Genomic DNA, 19,140 nt, shown 5'->3' with positions numbered 1-19,140 from the left:
GTGTTAGTTACTTTATTAGCTATGATTCGTTGAGAAAGGATGCGAAGCTATGAACAAATTAGTAAAAGCAGCGACAGCTGGTTTTGACGAAAAACAAGATTGTCTTGTAACCGTAGAACCAATCGCAGCTGGTATTGAAGTAGAGTTAACTTCAAAAGTAAAACGTCAGTATGGTAAACATATCGAAGAATTAATCGTAAAGACAGTAAAAGAAGCTGGTTATGATGGGGTAAAAGTTATTGCCGACGATAAAGCCGCTTGGGATTATGCTATTAAAGCTCGTGTATTGGGCGCGTTAGAACGTGGTTCTGAACCAAAACCAGCTGTTACTCATGACGAAACTCGTCCTGTAGAAGTTAAAAACTTACCTTTATCAGAAGCTGCTAAAGCTCGTATTTCTCGTAGCATGATGTTTGTGCCAGGTAATACACCTAAAATGATCAACAGTGCAGACATTCACGGTGCTGATAGTTTGATGTTTGATATTGAAGATTCCATTCCTGTAACAGAAAAAGATACAGCTCGTTTGATGACAGCGGAAGCTTTAAAAAGCATGACTTTCCGCTCTGAAACAGTAGTACGTATTAACCATCCAACGCAGACACCATATGGTTATGATGACTTGGATGTAATCGTACCAGCTAAACCAAACTTGATTCGTATTCCTAAAACTGAAGATGTATCTGAAGTTGAAATCGTAGCTCGTAAAATTGAAGAAGTAGAAAAAGCGAATGGTTGGGAAGAAGGTACCATTAATATTATCGTAGCTATTGAATCCGTTAAAGGTCTTTACAATGTGCGTGAAATCTGCCATGGTCCTCGCGTAGTAGGTATCGCTCTTGGCGCTGAAGATTATCGTGCTGACCTTCGTACTGGTAAATCTAAACCAGCCGTTGAATTGACTTTTGCTCGTCAGTCCATCTTATTGGCTGCTCGTGAAGCCGGTATTCGTTGCGTAGATACCGTATTCTCCGACGTTAAAGATCCAGATGGTTTCGTAGAAGAAGTACAATACATTAAAGCACTTGGCTTTGATGGTAAATCTTGTATCCATCCAAGCCAGATTAAATTGGCTCATAAAGTATTTACACCAGATGAAAAAGAAATTGCTCATTCCGTTAAAGTATTGAATAGCTATGCAGATGCTTTGAAAAACAATAAAGGCGTTATTGCTGTTGATGGTAAGATGATTGATGGTCCTATCGTAGTTCGTGCACAACGCATTGTAGATAAAGCACGTGCAGCCGGTATTAAAGTAGAAGTAGATGAAGGAGCTGAAATTAATGTTAAATAAAGCAAATCGCGAAATTCCAATGGATTTACCAGCTCTTGCGGGTCGTGAAGTATATCAAGGCGAGTTCGCTATTGAGCCTAAAGTACGTCGTGTAGGCCGTCCTGTTGCTAAATATAATCAAGGTGGCGCTGATAAATTATTATCTTCCATCGATGAAGCCATTGAAAAAACTGGCTTAAAAGATGGTATGACTGTTTCTTTCCACCATCATTTCCGTAATGGTGACTATGTTATGAAAATGGTTATGGAACGCATTCAAGCTAAAGGTATTAAAGATATTACTGTTGCTTCCAGTTCTCTTAGCCCTTGCCATGACTTCTTAATCGATATGATTAAAGACGGTACAGTAACGGCTATTGAAACGTCTGGTCTTCGTGATGCACTAGGCAAATTCTTAACGAAGAATCCTGGCGTATTAAAACGCCCTGTAGTTATTCGTTCTCATGGTGGCCGTGCTCGTGCTATCATTGCTGGTGAAGTGCATATTGACGTAGCCTTCATGGGTGCGCCTACTTGTGACCGCCGTGGTAATTTCACAGGCATGCAAGGTAAATCTGCTTGTGGCGCGCTTGGCTATGCTATGGTAGATTCCCACTATGCTGATAAAACAGTGGCTATTACTGACAACTTGGTTGACTATGTATATCCTTACTCCGTACCTCAAACAGATGTAGATTACATCGTTGAAGTAGAAGCGATTGGTGATCCAGAAGGCATTGCTTCTGGGGCCGTTGGTTTCACTAAGAACCCTGTACAGATTAAAATCGCTGAAATGGCTGCTGAATTCCTTGATCAAGCAGGCATTATTAAAGAAGGTTTCAGCTTCCAGCTTGGTGCTGGTGGAGCGCCTTTAACTGTGGCTAAATTTATTGGTCAAAAACTTAAAGAACAGGGTGTTAAAGCAGGCTTTGGTATTGGTGGTGCCACTGGTATCTTAGCAGGTATGTTAGAAGACGGTTTAATCAATGCTATTTATGATACTCAAACATTTGATACGGTAGCAGCTGCTTCTTTACATAAAAACCCAGCTCACATTGAAATGAGCGCATCCATGTATGCGGATCCTTGGACTGACAACATGACTAACTATCTTGATGTAGTGTTCCTTGGGGCTACTGAAATTGATACTAATTTCAATGTTAACTGTATGACTGACTCCAATGGGGTGCTTATGGGTGCTTCTGGCGGTCATAGTGATACAGCTGCTGGTGCTAAATGTACAGTTATTACTTGTCCATTAGTACGTGGCCGTTTGCCAATGATTTTAGATAGTGTTCAAACTGTTATTACGCCAGGTGAATCTGTTGACGTAATTGTAACAGAACGTGGTATTGCTATTAATCCTCGTCGTACTGACTTAATTGAACGTTTCAAAGATTCTAACTTACCAATTTACACAATTGAAGAATTGCAAAAATTAGCCTTTGATCTTGTAGGTAAACCAGAAGGTATTACTGTAAGTGAAAAAGATGAAGATGTAGTGGCTATCGTTGAATATCGTGATGGTACCATTATCGACGTTGTACGTAAACCATTAGATTAATTAAACTGAAGTAGTTAAGACAATTTAATTATTAAATCTGCGTTACGAAGCTTGACTAGAATTGCTAATAGTATTTTTGAAAAGGGATTGTTGCGGCAATCCCTTTTTCTTTGTATAGCGCAATAATAGGCAGGCTTACTAAATGAGAGAGAGTCCTTTGTTATGTAGCATCTGTATATTTGAAAGGAGCGTTCTTCTATGTTATTAGGTATTCTTGGCCTATTGATGATTGTCATCATCGTTTGGGCATTAATTCAGTCTAAGACAAATCCTGTACCTATTTTTGTTATCGTACCTATTATTGCAGCTGTTATTGCTGGCTTTGGCCCATCTGATATTTTTACATTTATTCAAACAGGTGTGTCCAAGACTTGGTCTACGGCGGTATTATTTGTATTCTCCATTGTATATTTCTCGTTAATGAGTGATGTAGGCCTTTTTGATCCATTAGTAAACTATTTAGCTAAAAAAGCAGGCAATAATATTATGTTAGTTACCATTGCTACCGCTATGATTGCTGTTGTAGGTCATTTGGATGGTGCGTTAGCATCCACGCTTTTGATTACAATTCCAGCTATGCTTCCAATTTATAAGAAGCTTCATATGCGCCCCGTAACCTTAGTATGTATTATTGGTGCCGCTATGAGTATTATGAACTTGGTACCATGGGGTGGTCCAGTTGCTCGTACTGGCGTTGTTTTGAATGCGGATGTAAATGCTTTATGGCAAGAATTAATCCCATTACAAGGGGTAGGCTTAGTTATTTTACTTGTATTTGCCGCTTATATGGGTATTGTTGAAAAACGTCGTGGTGCTGGCTTAAATCCAACTGGGGAAGCTGCTTTATTAGATTCCTCTTTAGTACCAACTGATGGCAATGTAACGTCTGAAGATTTGGAAGCGTTGAAACGCCCTAAATTATTATGGTTCAACGGTATTTTAACTTTAGTTGTTATTGGTTTACTTTGCTTTACTAAAATTCCGCTCTATGGGGCTTTTATGTTTGGTTTAGCTATTGCTTTGATTGTTAACTTCCCAGGTGCTAAAGCGCAATCTAAAGCTATTAAAATGCATGCTGATACAGCCTTAACTATGCCTATGATTTTATTGGCATCCGGTGTATTCTTAGGTGTATTAAGCGGTACTAAAATGATGGATGCTATGGCCACTATGCTTATTGCGTTAGTTCCAGACTTCTTAGGTGGTCATCTTCAAACTATCTTTGGTATTCTTGGGGTGCCAATTGGTATGTTACTTGGTACTGACTCTTACTTCTTTGGTTTAGTACCATTGGCTATTAGTGTAGGGGAACGCTTTGGGGTAAATCCACACGATATGGCTATGGCGATGTTGATTTCTAAAAACTATGGTGTACTTGTAACACCTCATGCAGCTACTACTTTCTTAGCTTGTGGTTTGGCTGGTATTGAAATCAAAGATTTATTAAAATTCTGTGCGCCTCGTTTATTCATCATGTCCTTGATTTCCTTGGCCTGTGGCGCTATGTTAGGTTTATTCCATATTTAAGGTTTATTCATTACGATTAAGATTTAATAGTTAAAATTTTAGTTTAATAGGTAAAATTAAGGTTTAATAGTTAAAATTAAACTTTCTAGTTTAATAGGTAAGCTGTTATAAAGGCTGTAAGTGAACGATGATCTATCGATTCGCTTACAGCCTTTTGTGGTAATAGTTTACAAAAATGTATAGGTCGTATAATTTACAAAATGAAAAGCCTATGATATTATATAAATAAAGATTGATAATTATTATCAACAAACTATTGAGACGGTATGGATATCAGTTAGGTACAGTGAAGTTAGGAGGTATTTTAGGGACAAGGAGGTAGCGTATATGGCAGTGTATAAGGGAAGAATCATGCGCTCCTTAGGGGCGCAATTAGCGATTATTGCGAGCCTGATTATATTGGCTAGTCGCTAATGTCGTGAGGGGAGCCCTAGCAAGGGCTTGTTAGGTTAATCAAAATATATAAGGGAATAAAAACACTCAACCTAGAGAGTTAGCCGTTATAAGGTAAGGCGTAACTTGGTTGAGTGCTTTTTATTTTATATATTGTTGTGTATGAAGACAACACCATAGCTGTGAGGTGTACTAAACTAAGGTGTTTCTTCATTGAAAATACTTTCGCCAGGTTGTAATGGCGAAGGTACTTTACCAGGATTGCTGTCAAAATCCTTTAAAGAAGGCACCGTTGGCGCCGCTTGTGGTACTGCTAACTCAGGGTGAAGCCATTCTAATTGCATAAGGCGCCACTGGAAGGCGTTGGCCTCTTTTTGCAAGTACCATATATCCTTTTCCGCAGCTTTTAAGCGAGCTGCATGAGCGTTACTAATATGCTCTAAGTTCGTAATGCGATAGTCAAAGCTATCCATATCGCTCATGTTGTATTGACCATAAACTCTAGTCGCTAATTCATCAATTTGCGCTTGCTGATAGGCTATATAACCGGCTAGGCAAAAGATGAGTAACCAAAGCCAAGTCGTTGTACGTTTACAAAGTTTTTTTAGCGTAGTTACGACCTTAAAACGGCCGTGGGGATGTTCTGAATTGCGAGGGCGTTCCTCACTCATGATACTTATTTCCCTTCTACAGAAATAGAACCAGTTGGTAATGGTAATTTAGCAGTAACAAAATCTAACCATAAGCGAGACGCATGGGAGAGATAGTGACCTTTTTTCCAAATTACATATAAGGTATGAGTAATTTCAGGACGCACTAATGGACGAACGACCACACTAGTACCAACTTTTGTGTTTTCTCCTTTTGTAGGGCAGAGGCGACTAGGCAATAAGGCGATAGCCAAGTGAGCACCTACGGTTTGTAACATTAAGTCACGTTGACTCGTTTCAAATACAATATGTGGTTGGAACCCAGCGTGTTTACAAGATTTAACAACTTCATCATGAAGATTGAAATCATCTTTGTGAAGTACAAAAGATTCTTCTGATAACATATCCAGAGAAATTTCTTTTTCTTTGGCCAATGGATTATCTCGCGGTAAAATAACGCAGAGAGGGTCACTGGTAAGATAGAAGGATTCAAATTCTTTTGGATTTGGTTTTGTACAAATAATACCAATATCAATAAGACCTTCTTGTACACTAAGCTCGATTTTCTTAGAACCATGTTCATATAATTCTAAATCGATTTGTGGGTAAGCTCGTTTAAATTCACCCAATAATTGAGCAAAAATAGGCGCATCGGTAATTGGTGGTAGACCAATTAAAATGGAACCTTGCTCTAAACGGAATTCATTCTCAAAATCTACTTTTAAGTGTTCAAACATGAATACGACACGTTTCGCGTGTGTTAAGAAGATGGTACCGCCGTCAGTTAATTCTACTGATTTAGCGTTACGCATGAATAAAACAACACCTAACTCATCTTCTAGGGCTTTAATCGTACGACTAATAGCGGATTGAGAGATGTGCAAGTTGCGCGCTGCTTTACTGAAACTTTTTTGATCGGCTACTTCTACGAAGTATTTTAAATGATGAAAATCCATAGTACACCTCAGCTAGTTAAATAATATATAAAAAACTCGAAACTACTTTTCAAGAATGCGTTAGACTCATGCATTGTCAAGGATGGCTCGAAAATGTTGAAAAATAACCTTATTGAAAAGCATTCGCAATATTGAGAACCTATGAAAAAATGTCAAGTTATTATCTCATAATTAGCAAATTAGATACGCCTGTTTCAGTTGCTATATGCAATCTATAATTGTATAATTAAGACATGAGGCTATATCGATTTGTTATTTTAGGAATGAAATAGGTCCTCCAAATGCAAAAGAGTTTTAATAGTATTATATTATTACATTTTTGCAAGATAGGCAATGCTTTTACGAAAAATACGACAAAGAATGCATTAAATTTTAACATCCTTTGTTGCTTATGTCGTGAAGTAGTGCGGTTTAGAAGCGATTTGCCAATATGTATGTCAAAAATTTATATGCAGTATAAAATCCTATAGTGTATTCAATATACTATAGGGTATTCACATGCTAAGACATAGATATGCGCTAGGTGCGGGGGAATTTGTTCCTGAGATAATAAGGGTAAGCAAGTGTAAAACTCATTCTTAATGCTTAAGGAGGCTTTTTTAACATGCGTAAAATGAAAACTATGGACGGCAACCAGGCCGCAGCTCACGTTGCATACGGTTTTACCGAAGTAGCAGCTATCTATCCAATCACACCGTCTTCTCCAATGCCAGAACACGTTGATGACTGGGCTGCCACTGGCCGTAAAAACATCTTCGGCCACAAAGTACAGGTTGTAGAAATGCAGTCTGAAGCTGGTGCTGCCGCTGCTGTACACGGTTCCTTACAAGCAGGTGCTTTAACAACTACATTTACCTCTTCTCAAGGTTTATTGTTAATGCTTCCAAACTTGTACAAAGTAGCTGGTGAATTATTACCAGGTGTATTCCATGTAGCAGCTCGTGCTCTTGCCGCTCACGCATTAGCCATTTTTGGTGACCACCAAGACGTTATGGCCGCTCGTGCAGCAGGTTGTGCAATGCTCTCCGAAGCTTCTGTACAAGAAGTTATGGACCTTGCTCCAGTAGCTCACTTAACAGCTATTAAAACACGCGTACCATTCATCAACTTCTTTGATGGTTTCCGTACTTCTCATGAAATTCAAAAAATTGAAGTTCTTGACTACGAAGAATTAAAACCATTAGTAGATATGGAAGCTGTTGAAGAATTCCGTAAACGTGCTTTAAATCCAGATGCACCTGTAACTCGTGGTACTGCAGAAAACCCTGATATTTACTTCCAGCATCGTGAAGCATCTAACCCATTCTATCTTGAAGTGCCAAATGTAGTAGAACATTACATGGCTGAAATCAACAAATTAACTGGTCGTAACTACCAATTATTCAACTACGTAGGTGCTCCAGATGCTACTGACGTTATCGTAGCTATGGGTTCTAGCTGCCAGGTAGTAGAAGAAACTGTTGATTACTTAAACAAACAAGGCCGCAAAGTTGGTTTAGTTAAAATTCACTTGTTCCGTCCATTCGCAACTGATCGTTTCGTAGCTGCTTTACCTAAAACAGTAGAACGTATTGCTGTGTTAGACCGCACGAAAGAACCAGGCGCATTGGCTGAACCTTTATTCTTAGATGTACAGGCTGCTTTAGTACAAAACGACATTAACGCTAAAGTATATGGCGGTCGTTATGGCTTAAGCTCCAAAGACGTTATCCCTGCAGACATCGTATCTGTATTCGATAACATGTTAGCAGATGCTCCTAAACGCTTCTTTACATTAGGTATCGAAGATGACGTTACGAACTTGTCCTTGAAACGCGCTGAAGGCGTTTCCATTACAGCTGAAGGTTTAACTGGCTGCAAATTCTGGGGCTTCGGTTCTGACGGTACTGTAGGTGCTAACAAATCCGCTATCAAAATCATCGGTGACTACACTGATATGTATGCTCAAGCATACTTTGACTATGACTCCAAAAAATCTGGTGGCGTAACAATGTCTCACCTTCGTTTCGGTAAGACTCCTATCAACAAACCTTACCTTGTAACGGAACCTGAATTCATTGCTTGTCATCGTCAGTCCTATGTTCATGAATATGACCTTCTTCGTGGTATCAAAAAAGGCGGCACATTCTTATTGAACTGTACTTGGACTCCAGAAGAATTGGAAGAAAAATTACCAGCAAGCTTACGTCGTACAATTGTTGAAAAAGAATTAAACTTCTACATCATCAACGCTGCTGAAATTGCTCGTGAAATCGGCTTAGGTGGTCGTATCAACATGATTTGTCAGGCTGCTTTCTTCAAATTGACAAACATCATCCCTGTTGATAAAGCTATTGAATACCTTAAAGATTCCGTAGAAAAAACTTACGGTAAAAAAGGTCAAAACGTTGTTGACATGAACAATGCTGCTATCGACAAAGGCGTTGACGCTCTTGTTAAAATCGACGTTCCAGCTTCTTGGAAAGATGCTGTTGACAACGCTGCTAAAGAAGAAAAACCAGGTTGCGCATCTTGCCCAAGTTATGTTGAAAACATCTGTAAACCTGTAAATGCTCAAGCTGGTTATGACTTACCTGTAAGTACATTCGCTGGTTATGAAGATGGTACGTTACCTGCTGGTACAGCTGCTTACGAAAAACGTGGTGCTGCTTTATTCGTTCCACACTGGATCAAAGAAAACTGTATCCAATGTAACCAATGTGCGTTCGTATGTCCACATGCTACGATTCGCCCTGTATTAGCAACTGCTGAAGAAGTTGCTGCTGGTCCAGATAACTTCGAAGCAATTCCAGCTCTTGGTGCTAAAGATCTTCAATTCCGTATTGCTGTATCTCCACTTGATTGCTTAGGTTGTTCCAACTGTGTTAATATCTGTCCTTCCCCTAAAGGCAAAGCTATTGAAATGCGTCCTATCGACGGCGAAATGGAATTTGCTGAAACTTGGGATTATGCAGTTAAATTACCAGTAAAAGCTAACCCAATGAAGAAAGAAACTGTTAAAGGTAGCCAGTTCGAAACTCCACTTCTTGAGTTCTCCGGCGCTTGCGCAGGTTGTGGTGAAACTCCATACGCTCGTTTAATCACTCAATTATTCGGTGACCGCATGGTGATTGCTAATGCTACTGGTTGTTCCTCTATCTGGGGTGCTTCCATGCCAGCTTCTCCATACACAACTAACCAACAAGGTCAAGGTCCTGCATGGGGCAACTCCTTGTTCGAAGATAACGCTGAATATGGCTATGGTATGTTCGTTGGTGCACAAAAAGTTCGTGCTCAATTAGCTGAAACAGCTCAAGTTGTTGCTGAAAAAGCAGCTCCAAGCTTAAAAGCAGCTATCGAAAACTGGATCGAAGGCAAAGACCAAGGTGAAGGTTCTCGTGAACGCGTAGCTGAATTGGTAAAAGAATTAGAAGCTGCTGAACAAACTGAAGAAGTTAAAGAAATTCTTGCTAAGAAACAATACTTAGTAAAACGTTCTCAATGGATCTTCGGTGGTGACGGCTGGGCTTACGATATTGGTTTCGGTGGTCTTGACCATGTATTAGCTTCTGGCGAAGACATCAATGTATTCGTATTCGATACTGAAGTTTACTCCAACACTGGTGGTCAGTCCTCTAAATCCACTCATACAGCTGCTGTAGCTCAGTTCGCTGCTTCTGGTAAACGTACTAAGAAGAAAGACCTTGGCATGATGGCTATGACTTATGGCTATGTATATGTAGCTCAAGTTTCCATGGGTGCTGATAAAAACCAATTAATGAAAGCTATCACTGAAGCTGAAGCATATCCAGGTCCATCCTTAATTATCGCTTACGCTCCATGTATCAACCATGGTATTAAAGGCGGTATGGGTAATGCTCAGGAAGAACAACGTCGTGCTGTAGCTGCTGGTTACTGGGATCTTTACCGTTACAACCCAGCTCTTAAAGAAGCTGGTAAGAACCCATTCAGCTTGGATTCCAAAGAACCAACTGAAAACTTCCGCGACTTCTTAATGAACGAAGTTCGTTATGCTTCCTTGAAGAAAGCTGCACCAGAAATGGCTGAAGAATTATTCGAAAAAACTGAAAAAGATGCTATCGAACGTCGTAAATCCTACGTTCGTCTTCAAAAAGGTTTTGACGAAGTACAATAATTCAAAAAAAATACATAGATATTTATGAGGTTAAGCTTACAATGAGGTAAGTAGTGACTATGAAGGTCTAAGTAGCCATAATGTCTAAACATAGAACCGCAAGGTTGCTCGTAAGAGTGCCTTGCGGTTTTTGTATGTACTACGATTTAAGCATTACGATTCGCTAATTGCCAATTTGAAAGACAAACACTATAATATGAGTAACAAGTAACAAGTAACAAGTAACAAGTAACCAGTAACCAGTAATCAGTACCCAGTTAACAGTTAATAGTTAGCAGTAACTAGGAGGTAGACCTATGAAAGTAACCAAACGTTCTAAAACCTTGTTAGTCGCGGCGGTATGCTCTTTTTGCTTGGGCATAAGCTCTAGTGAGGCGGCTATTTCAGAATCGATTAATTATTTACCTAATAGTGTATTACAAAGTGAAGGCGTAGATTTTGTACAAAATGGTACGCCCTTAGCTGTTTTGCCTAATAATGGTGTAGCTATTGAGGACAGCGCCGTAAAAGGGGAAGATCCAGTTCAATTAAAAACCTTGAATCGAGCGTTAGCCATTGTTGAAACAAAGGATAGCTATGGTTTAGTCGATTCTCAGGGACACACGGTAATAGAACCTAAATATAAACGCGTAGTGGCTCGCGAAAAAGGGCAAGCTATTGTATTTAATAATCCGAAAGCAAAAGAGGAAGGCTTTGTAGGTGTAAAATTAGCGAGTCCTGTTACGGAAGATATTAATTATGTGTCTAGTCAATATTATCCGTTTAAAGATAAACAAACGAAACGTTATGGATTTAAGAATCAAAACGATGATATTGTGATTGCACCTCAATTTAAAGATGTATTGACTGATTTTAGTGAAGATAGGGCGTTTGTAAAGAATAAAAATGGCAAACGAGTAGCTATTGATGGTACGGGCACTGAATTGTTTACTGTAGATGCGGATTACGTATATCCATACCATAATGGCTTGGCTGAAATTCAGCGTAAAGCTTCTGGGTTTAATCTGTTAGGTGCGATTGCTGGCGTAGCCCTAGGGGCCGGTTTTGGTGGGAGCCATGATACAGGGATTGGTATAAGCGTTGGCCGTGATGGAATTGGTCTTAGCGTTGGTTATGGCTACGGCTATGATGATTTCTGGGATTATGGACATCATTCGCATTTCTTCAGTGGAATTACCGTTGCTAAGGATAAAGTAAAACGTGGCTATATTGATCGAGAGGGTAAGGTAGTTATAGATAGTAAATTAGATCATGTATATCCTATGATGTCATTTGGCACTGTTGTGGAAAACGATAAAAAGTTGGCCGTTGTCGATCGACAAGGTAATTTCTTGATTCCTTATGGCGATTATGAATTAGAAAAAATAAGTTTAGCTGATCCATATATTGCACTTAAAGATAAGACTACGGAAAAACGTGGTGTTATGAATTACTTGATTAATACACAAGTTTTACCATTCCTGTATGAAAGTGTAGATTTTATGAATGATAGCTATGTAGTAGCTACGGCTGCTGATGGCAAACGAGTGTATAAAATGGAGCCAACTCGCAAAGAGATGTTCCGTTTATCGAAAACAGCTATGCAAAGTGCCTTCGGTGCTGAAGGCTTCGCGTGGGTGGTAGGTGACTCTGAACTGGGTGATGGTTTTACTGGCTATAAGATAATTAATCGTGAAGGACAGGTTGTATTTGAAGCTAAGGATATAGCGATTCAAGATGTAACTAATTTTTATGCGTACTATGCGGCTGTTCGTGTGGATGGTAAATGGGGCATTATGGATACAACTGGTAAATGGATAGTAGAGCCAATTTATAAAGATGTGAACTTTGTGATTCCTACAGGTAGTGGCATAATGCTAGGGAGATAAGGGATTAGACAAATAAGATTTTACTAAGGAAATCCTAAGTCACTTGTGAAGTTAATTGGAAATAGAATATGTAAATAAGAAAGAGCGGTTATTGCTGTAGGCAATGACCGTTCTTTTTCATATTATGAGGGATGGGGCGAGTTTAGGAGGATATAGAGCTAGAAGAGTATTTGCTTGAAAATTTTGAATAATAGCTAGAGGAAAACAAGAATGAAAATAAGATGAGGAAACATGGATAAATGTCTTGCGGGGGGGACATTAGTGATATAATTCAATATCATAAATATAGTATTCAAGTGAAGTGTTGTATTTAAGTAGAAGGTGTTTGAAATGAGTAACAAAAAAAGTAATCTTTTAAAAGGCTTTGTTTTATCTGCTTTAATGATGTCTAGTGTGACGATGGTGGTACAGGCTGATACTGTTAAGTTAGGTGATTCGGCAACAGTTGATAATTACAATAGTGTAGCGGTAGGTCATAATGCTAAGGCTAGTCATAATGGTATTGCCATTGGTAATGATGTATTTAATGGCACCAAGGATGATGGAAATAATGTTAGTCTTCATGCAGAAAATATTTCAATTGGTAATCGCGTACATGCATTATCTCCTGCTATTAGTTATTCTGTTGGTATTGGTAGTGATGTAACTTATGGGCTGAAAGCGGTAGCTATTGGTAACGCGGCTACGGCAGGTAGTACAGATAGTATTGCTATTGGTGATAATGCTAAGGCAAACGCTACCGCAGGTGAAAAAGGGGTAGCTATTGGTGCTAATACAGTGAGTGGTCTGTTTGGTACCTCCTTGGGTACGGGAGCTAATTCTAATTTTTGGGGTGTTGCATTAGGGAGTGATGCTGTTGCCAATAATAATTATACAGTAGCTTTAGGTAGTGGCTCAAAAGCTACGCGCGGTGCACTACTTTCAACTAATGTTACTTCCGTTACTACAAGTAGCTCCGCTTCAGATTCTAGTAAAGTATATGCGGCTGACGCAGCAAGTGATAAAGATAAAACAGCGATTGCTAATACCGTGAAAGGTACATATGGTGCCGTATCGGTAGGTAATGCAACGGCTACGCGTCAGATTACAAATGTAGCAGCTGGTAGTACATCTACTGATGCCGTTAATGTGGCGCAATTAAAATCTGTAGATAACCGTGTAACTGCATTAGATGGACGTGTGTCAACGATTGAAACTACCCTTGGTGATTTAGTAACTAATGGAAGCAGTAATTCTACGGAAATTACTAATATTAAAACTGAAGTAAATAATCAAGGTAAGACAATTGAAGATTTAGATAATCGTGTATCTGACAATACCCAATCTATTAACGATTTAGACGGTCGTGTAACAAACAACACCAATGCTATTACTGATTTAACAGATCGCATGAATAATAGTGATACAGCTATTTCTGGCTTAAATAATCGTGTAGATAAATTAAGCACACGTGTAAATAAAATTGGTGCTGGTGCCGCCGCTTTAGCAGGTTTACATCCGCTTGATTTCGATGATGACTCTAAATTAACCTTTGCAGCAGGTTTTGGTGCATATAAAAATGAACAAGCAGCCGCTCTTGGTGCCTTCTATCGTCCTAATGAAAACTTAATGGTAAGTTTTGCTACGGCAGTAGGCAACTCTGAAAATATGTACAATGCAGGTTTATCTTTCCGTTTTGGTCAATCTTCACCATACCAAGGTTTATCTAAAGCTGAATTAGTAAATGCTTTAGAAAATCAAGGTAAAGATATTGAAGCATTGAAAGCAAAAGCAAGTGAAGTAGATACTGTTAAAGCTGAAAATGCTGCCTTAAATGAACGGTTAGCAAAATTAGAAGCCTTACTAGCTGCTAAATAATTTTATAGTTATTTAACAGGCACAAGCCTAACCGCTATATGTTTACGTGCGTATAAATTGTCCTATAACTGCATAAATTAGTTTAACGACTATATAAAAAAGAGGCCCTAGGGCCTCTTTTTTATATGTTAGGTATTAAACTGTTTGTTTTATTCCATATATTTGTTACAAAATTTAATTTAGTTTACAAAATATGCATTTGTTGTGCTTCATCAAATTCATCGGTAATTTCTTTGGACGGTGGATTATCCAATAGGCTCACAATATAAATAGCGAGGGAAGATAAGAGGAAACCAGGAACGATTTCATATAATCCGAACCAAGCAAATTGTTTCCAAATAAGAACAGTTAAGCCACCTACAATAACACCAGCTACGCAACCTTTCAAGGTCATGCGACGCCAGAATAAGGAGAGTAGAATGGCCGGGCCAAAGGCGGCCCCAAAGCCCGCCCACGCATAGGCTACCATGGTTAAGATGTAGCTATTAGGGTCTAGAGCTAACCATAAGGCAATGGCTGAAATGATGAGTACAGTAATGCGACTGATTAATACTAATTCTTGGTCCCTTGTGCGATGACCGACAATATTTTTATATAGGTCTTGAGATACGGAAGAGGCTGTTACTAATAACTGGCCAGAAGCGGTACTCATAATAGCAGCTAGTACTGCAGACCAAATAAGACCAGCTACGAATGGTGGGAATAATTGCTCGTTCATCACTAAGAATACTTTTTCTACATCAGCCCCTGCTAATGGGGTGGTTAAATATACTTTACCTACTAGGCCAACAATAACAGCTGCTACGAGGGAAATAACTACCCAGACCATAGCAATATTTGTTGCTTTTTTTAGTTCCCGTGCATCAGAAATAGCCATGAAACGAACTAGGATATGGGGCTGCCCAAAGTAGCCTAGGCCCCACGCTAAGGAAGAAATGATTCCAATTGCTAAGGTAAAGGTATCTGATTCAGGCCCCCAGATGGATAAGCCTTGAGGAAATTCTGTGGCAATGAGCTGCGCCGTATTTACAGGTCCATTCATCATAATGGTAGCGGTAATAGGAATGATTAAGATGGCAAAGAACATCATGGTCCCTTGGATTAAATCAGTCCAGCTTACAGCTAAGAAACCACCTAGGAAGGTATAGAAAATAACGACTCCGGCGGTGATTAAGAGTGACGTGGTATAATCTAAGCCGAAAATAGTTGTAAATAGTTTGCCCCCGGCTACGAAACCTGAAGAGGTATAAATCAAGAAGAAAATAATGATAAAAATAGCAGATACAATTGGTAGAATTCTTGAGGTATCGCGGAAGCGATTTTTCAAGTAATCAGGAATGGTCAAACTATTGTTAGCCACTTCTGTATGATTTCGTAACCGTTTTGATACGAAGGCCCAATTGAGCCAGGTGCCACCAGCAAGACCTAAGGCAATCCAAATCGCTGAGATGCCAGTGCTGTAAGCGAAACCAGGTAAGCCCATGAGCATCCAACCACTCATATCGGAAGCTTCGGCACTCATAGAAGTGAGCCAAGGTCCTAATTTACGGCCCCCTAAAATGTAATCACTTAAATTGCGTGATTTACGATAATAATAGATGCCGATGTACATCATAAGTCCTAAGTAAAGTGCAAAGGCTATGATAATCGGAATTTGTGTGTGCATACGTAGATGCACCCCCTTTTCATTATAGATATATTGTTATATTTTATCATAAAATAGGTAAGCCTACTATACAGGAACTGAAAATTTCTATAGAAATTTTAGAAAAAATATAATTTATAGCTTGAATAATATAAATTTCATAGATAAGCTGAAAATTAGATAGACTATAAGCTAAAAGGTAGATAGGCTGAAAATTGTGCTATTTAAGTATTTCAACGCCCGTTTTAATTGGGAAGTTTGGATAGGTAACCCAATCACTAGAACTTCCCACATAAAGGGCTGATTCAATACCCACTTCACTCATGGCGAGCATGGTAAGGCAGGCTGTGATACCAGACCCACAATAGGTAACAATTGGCCTTGTAGTCGCGCTAATATCGGCAAACAACTTTTTCAGTTGAGCAGTTGGCAAGGGGCCATTGGCGTCGAAGCCGTCAGCCCAGAAGTGGTTGATAGCTGTAGGAATATGACCTGTCATGCCATCCATGGTATCGATATCAGTGCCAGCATAGCGTTCTGGTGCACGGACATCAATTATCACATGACTTTGGCTGTTGCTACTTTGTAAGACTTCGTCACGAGTCATTACCATGTGTGGTTGTAGGGTATAATGGAAGGGCGTTGGTATCGTTGGTAATGGGGGCGCTGTTTGGGTGAGGGGGAATCCTTCGCGGGTCCAACGTTCAATACCACCGGCTAATACTTTCACATGGGTAAAGCCCATATAGCGCAAGGTCCACCAAAGGCGACCGGCTAGAAATAGCCAGGAGTCGTAGATGACAATTTTACTTTGGGGTGTAATTCCGAAAGACGCTAATTTAGCAGCGAGTACGTCGAAATCTGGCAAAGGATGACGCCCACCGTGAGGTCCTACCACACCTGATAAGTCATCGGTTACATCTAATACAAAAGCATGGGGTAGATGGCCTGCTTCATAGGGCTTAGGGCCACGAATATCTAAGCATATATAGTCATGACCTTGTGTATTTAATTCAGTGGGGGTAATAAAATGTTTCATCTGAGTCACCTCGTTTGTGGATATACGCTGTATTAAGTCTAAATTAGGTTATGCTTACCTTATTAAGAATGCGTAAATACTATAGAATGTATATCTACTATTTTAACAGATATTTAGGTAATAGTGTATTTTTTTAGACATTTAAAGGTGCACCGTAATATTTCTTCAGTAGTATAATATTTCCTCAGTAGTATAATATTTCTTCAATAGAGTAGTAGTGTAATTTTTCGTAAATAATGTTAAAATAATATGATACACAATATGTGAGTGATGATTTTAGAAAGGATGTGAATGGTATGGCTCACCCTGCTGCTGAGGCGGCCTTACAACATTATTTTGGGTATGCCACGTTCCGTCCGGCCCAAGAGGTGCCAGTAGCTTCACTGCTTGCGAATAAAGATATTTTAGCGATTATGCCTACGGGAGCAGGCAAATCGATTTGTTTCCAAATACCGGCTCTTTTGAAACGGGGCCTTACTATTGTTTTTTCACCGCTCATTTCCCTTATGCAGGATCAGGTAGATGGATTGCGGATGCAAAAAATTCCGGCTGCCTATTTAAATAGTACGCAAGAGCAAGAAGAGTCGACTCAAATATTACGGGCGTTGCGTGCAAATCGAGTTAAATTATTATATTTAGCACCAGAGCGATTAAGTTCAGAATGGTTTCAGAATTTTTTGAAAGAATTACCTATCGAGCAAATTATTATTGATGAAGCCCATTGCGTATCGCAGTGGGGCCATGATTTTAGACCGTCTTATCAGTTGATTGCACCGTTTATTGATACCTTGCCTAAGAGACCTGTTATTGGTGCTTTTACGGCTAGTGCAACGCGCGAAGTAGAGGCCGATATGAAACGGCTACTAGGCCTGCAAGAGGCAACGGTTCATGTGACTGGTTTTGATAGGCCCAATCTGTCTTTTGAAGTGGTACAGCCAGAGCGTAAACTACCTTATGTATTGCAGTTTGTTGCACAACATAGCGAGGAGAATGGGATTATTTACTGCGCCACTCGTAAAGATGTAGAAAATGTATATGGCGAACTAGCTAAGCGCGGTGTGGAAGTGGGCTACTATCATGCCGGTCTTAGTGATGAGGTGCGGAAATTACAGCAAGAGCGTTATGCGTATGATAAAGTGAAGGTTATGGTAGCTACGAGTGCCTTTGGCATGGGCATTGATAAAAGTAATGTACGCTATGTATTGCATTATCAAATGCCACGTAATATGGAAAGTTATTACCAAGAAGCGGGCCGTGCAGGGCGTGATGGGGGGCCCTCTAAATGCGTGCTCTTATATAGTGGGCGGGATGTGATGATTCACAAATACTTAATTAATGAATCCGTCCATGAGCCTGAGCGCCGACGCATTGAAATGTCAAAATTACAGCAAATGATTAATTATTGCTTTACTAGCGAGTGTCTGCGTAAATATATGCTTACGTATTTTGGTGAAACGGTGTCTTGGTCTCGCTGTGATAATTGTGGTACTTGTCACCATAAAGGAGCTTTACGAGATTTGACAAAAGAAGCAAAGTATATTTTTAAAGCCGTACTAGATACGGAAGAACGTTATGGGGCGGCTATGATTACGGATATTGTAGGGGGCAATCGTACGGATCGAATTGTTCGTTATGGTTGGGATCGTTTACCCGTGTTTGGCGCTTTGCAAGATATGGAAGACCGAGAAATAAAAGGGTTAATTCGTCAGTTTACGTCGCTGGGATATTTAGCTTGTGCCACTGGTAAATATCCTATTTTAAGTATTACCCCAGCTGGTGAAGCGGTGCTTGATGGTAGTGCTAGGGTAACCGAAGTGCGCCGTCAATTAGTGACAGTACGCCCTGATGGTCCAAGGCAGGCCGTTTCTTCTGGCGGTAGTCGTTTCAGTAAAGGCTCAAATAGTAAAGTGGGAACTAATAAGCCTAATTTATTTGAAGCCTTACGTCAGCATCGCAAAGCGTTAAGTGCTCAATTAAAAGTGCCTCCGTATTTGATTTTTCCTGATACAGTGCTAATAGATATGGCTTCTATGAAACCGCAAACCTTAGCTGATTTGTATAAAATTAAAGGAATTGGGGAAACGAAATTACAACGTTTTGGTTTATCCTTTTTAAAGGTAATTAATACCTTTTCAAAAGAAGATTAACAGTTAGCTCGTTTGGTTTATTTTTGTTTTAATATAGAATTATTTTTGTTCTAATATCAATGTAAGTTATTTTACCTAGGAGGTTC

At 39.5% G+C, this 19,140-nt stretch carries 11 protein-coding genes; 7 read left to right on the top strand and 4 right to left on the bottom strand.

From position 1 onward, the window contains the following. Positions 1 to 49: 49 nt before the first annotated feature. The 3 genes from citD to VER_RS00860 all read left to right on the top strand — a co-directional run bounded on the left by citD (position 50) and on the right by VER_RS00860 (position 4,364). Positions 50 to 1,294 (top strand): citrate lyase acyl carrier protein, encoded by a 1,245-nt coding sequence (gene citD, locus VER_RS00870; protein WP_162099006.1) that lies wholly within the window; start codon positions 50 to 52, stop codon positions 1,292 to 1,294. Next, the gene (citF, locus tag VER_RS00865; protein ID WP_162099005.1) at positions 1,284 to 2,837 is read left to right on the top strand and encodes a citrate lyase subunit alpha; all 1,554 of its coding nucleotides are present in this window, start codon (positions 1,284 to 1,286) and stop codon (positions 2,835 to 2,837) included. Before citD ends, citF begins: the two co-directional genes overlap by 11 nt. A gap of 198 nt (positions 2,838 to 3,035) precedes the next feature. Further along, positions 3,036 to 4,364, top strand: a complete 1,329-nt coding sequence (locus VER_RS00860) for a CitMHS family transporter (RefSeq protein WP_162099004.1) — start codon at positions 3,036 to 3,038, stop codon at positions 4,362 to 4,364. A 590-nt stretch (positions 4,365 to 4,954) separates the two neighbouring features. Here VER_RS00860 and VER_RS00855 read toward each other — a convergent pair. Both VER_RS00855 and VER_RS00850 read right to left on the bottom strand, forming a co-directional pair. Further along, complete coding sequence (locus VER_RS00855) at positions 4,955 to 5,428, bottom strand: hypothetical protein (protein WP_162099003.1); 474 nt, start codon at positions 5,426 to 5,428, stop codon at positions 4,955 to 4,957. A gap of 5 nt (positions 5,429 to 5,433) precedes the next feature. Next, on the bottom strand, positions 5,434 to 6,363 hold the full coding sequence (locus tag VER_RS00850) for a LysR family transcriptional regulator (protein ID WP_162099002.1): 930 nt from the start codon (positions 6,361 to 6,363) through the stop codon (positions 5,434 to 5,436). A 604-nt stretch (positions 6,364 to 6,967) separates the two neighbouring features. Between VER_RS00850 and nifJ the strand changes: the two genes are divergently transcribed. From nifJ to VER_RS00835, 3 genes are all read left to right on the top strand, one after another. Beyond that, positions 6,968 to 10,498: a pyruvate:ferredoxin (flavodoxin) oxidoreductase gene (gene nifJ / locus VER_RS00845; protein WP_162099001.1), complete on the top strand. Its 3,531-nt coding sequence runs from the start codon at positions 6,968 to 6,970 to the stop codon at positions 10,496 to 10,498. A 296-nt stretch (positions 10,499 to 10,794) separates the two neighbouring features. Further along, a complete protein-coding gene (locus VER_RS00840) occupies positions 10,795 to 12,366 on the top strand; it encodes a WG repeat-containing protein (protein WP_162099000.1) in 1,572 nt (523 codons plus the stop codon). A gap of 330 nt (positions 12,367 to 12,696) precedes the next feature. After that, the gene (locus VER_RS00835) at positions 12,697 to 14,223 is read left to right on the top strand and encodes a YadA-like family protein (RefSeq protein WP_162098999.1); all 1,527 of its coding nucleotides are present in this window, start codon (positions 12,697 to 12,699) and stop codon (positions 14,221 to 14,223) included. A gap of 184 nt (positions 14,224 to 14,407) precedes the next feature. Here VER_RS00835 and putP read toward each other — a convergent pair whose 3' ends face one another. Together putP and VER_RS00825 are read right to left on the bottom strand one after the other, a co-directional pair. Further along, positions 14,408 to 15,889: a sodium/proline symporter PutP gene (gene putP / locus VER_RS00830; RefSeq protein WP_162098998.1), complete on the bottom strand. Its 1,482-nt coding sequence runs from the start codon at positions 15,887 to 15,889 to the stop codon at positions 14,408 to 14,410. 199 nt (positions 15,890 to 16,088) lie between these two features. After that, positions 16,089 to 16,907, bottom strand: a complete 819-nt coding sequence (locus VER_RS00825; RefSeq protein ID WP_162098997.1) for a sulfurtransferase — start codon at positions 16,905 to 16,907, stop codon at positions 16,089 to 16,091. 296 nt (positions 16,908 to 17,203) lie between these two features. On the opposite strand from VER_RS00825, the gene recQ reads away from it, so the two are divergent. Then, positions 17,204 to 19,054, top strand: coding sequence for a DNA helicase RecQ (gene recQ / locus VER_RS00820; RefSeq protein ID WP_162099095.1), 1,851 nt, complete (start codon positions 17,204 to 17,206; stop codon positions 19,052 to 19,054). The last annotated feature ends 86 nt before the right edge of the window (positions 19,055 to 19,140 follow it).

Origin of the sequence: Veillonella sp. R32, assembly GCF_010093125.1 — a bacterium.
GTDB lineage: Bacteria > Bacillota > Negativicutes > Veillonellales > Veillonellaceae > Veillonella_A.
Note: the sequence above shows the minus strand (reverse complement) of the source record. Positions and strands in the feature narration are given on the sequence as shown.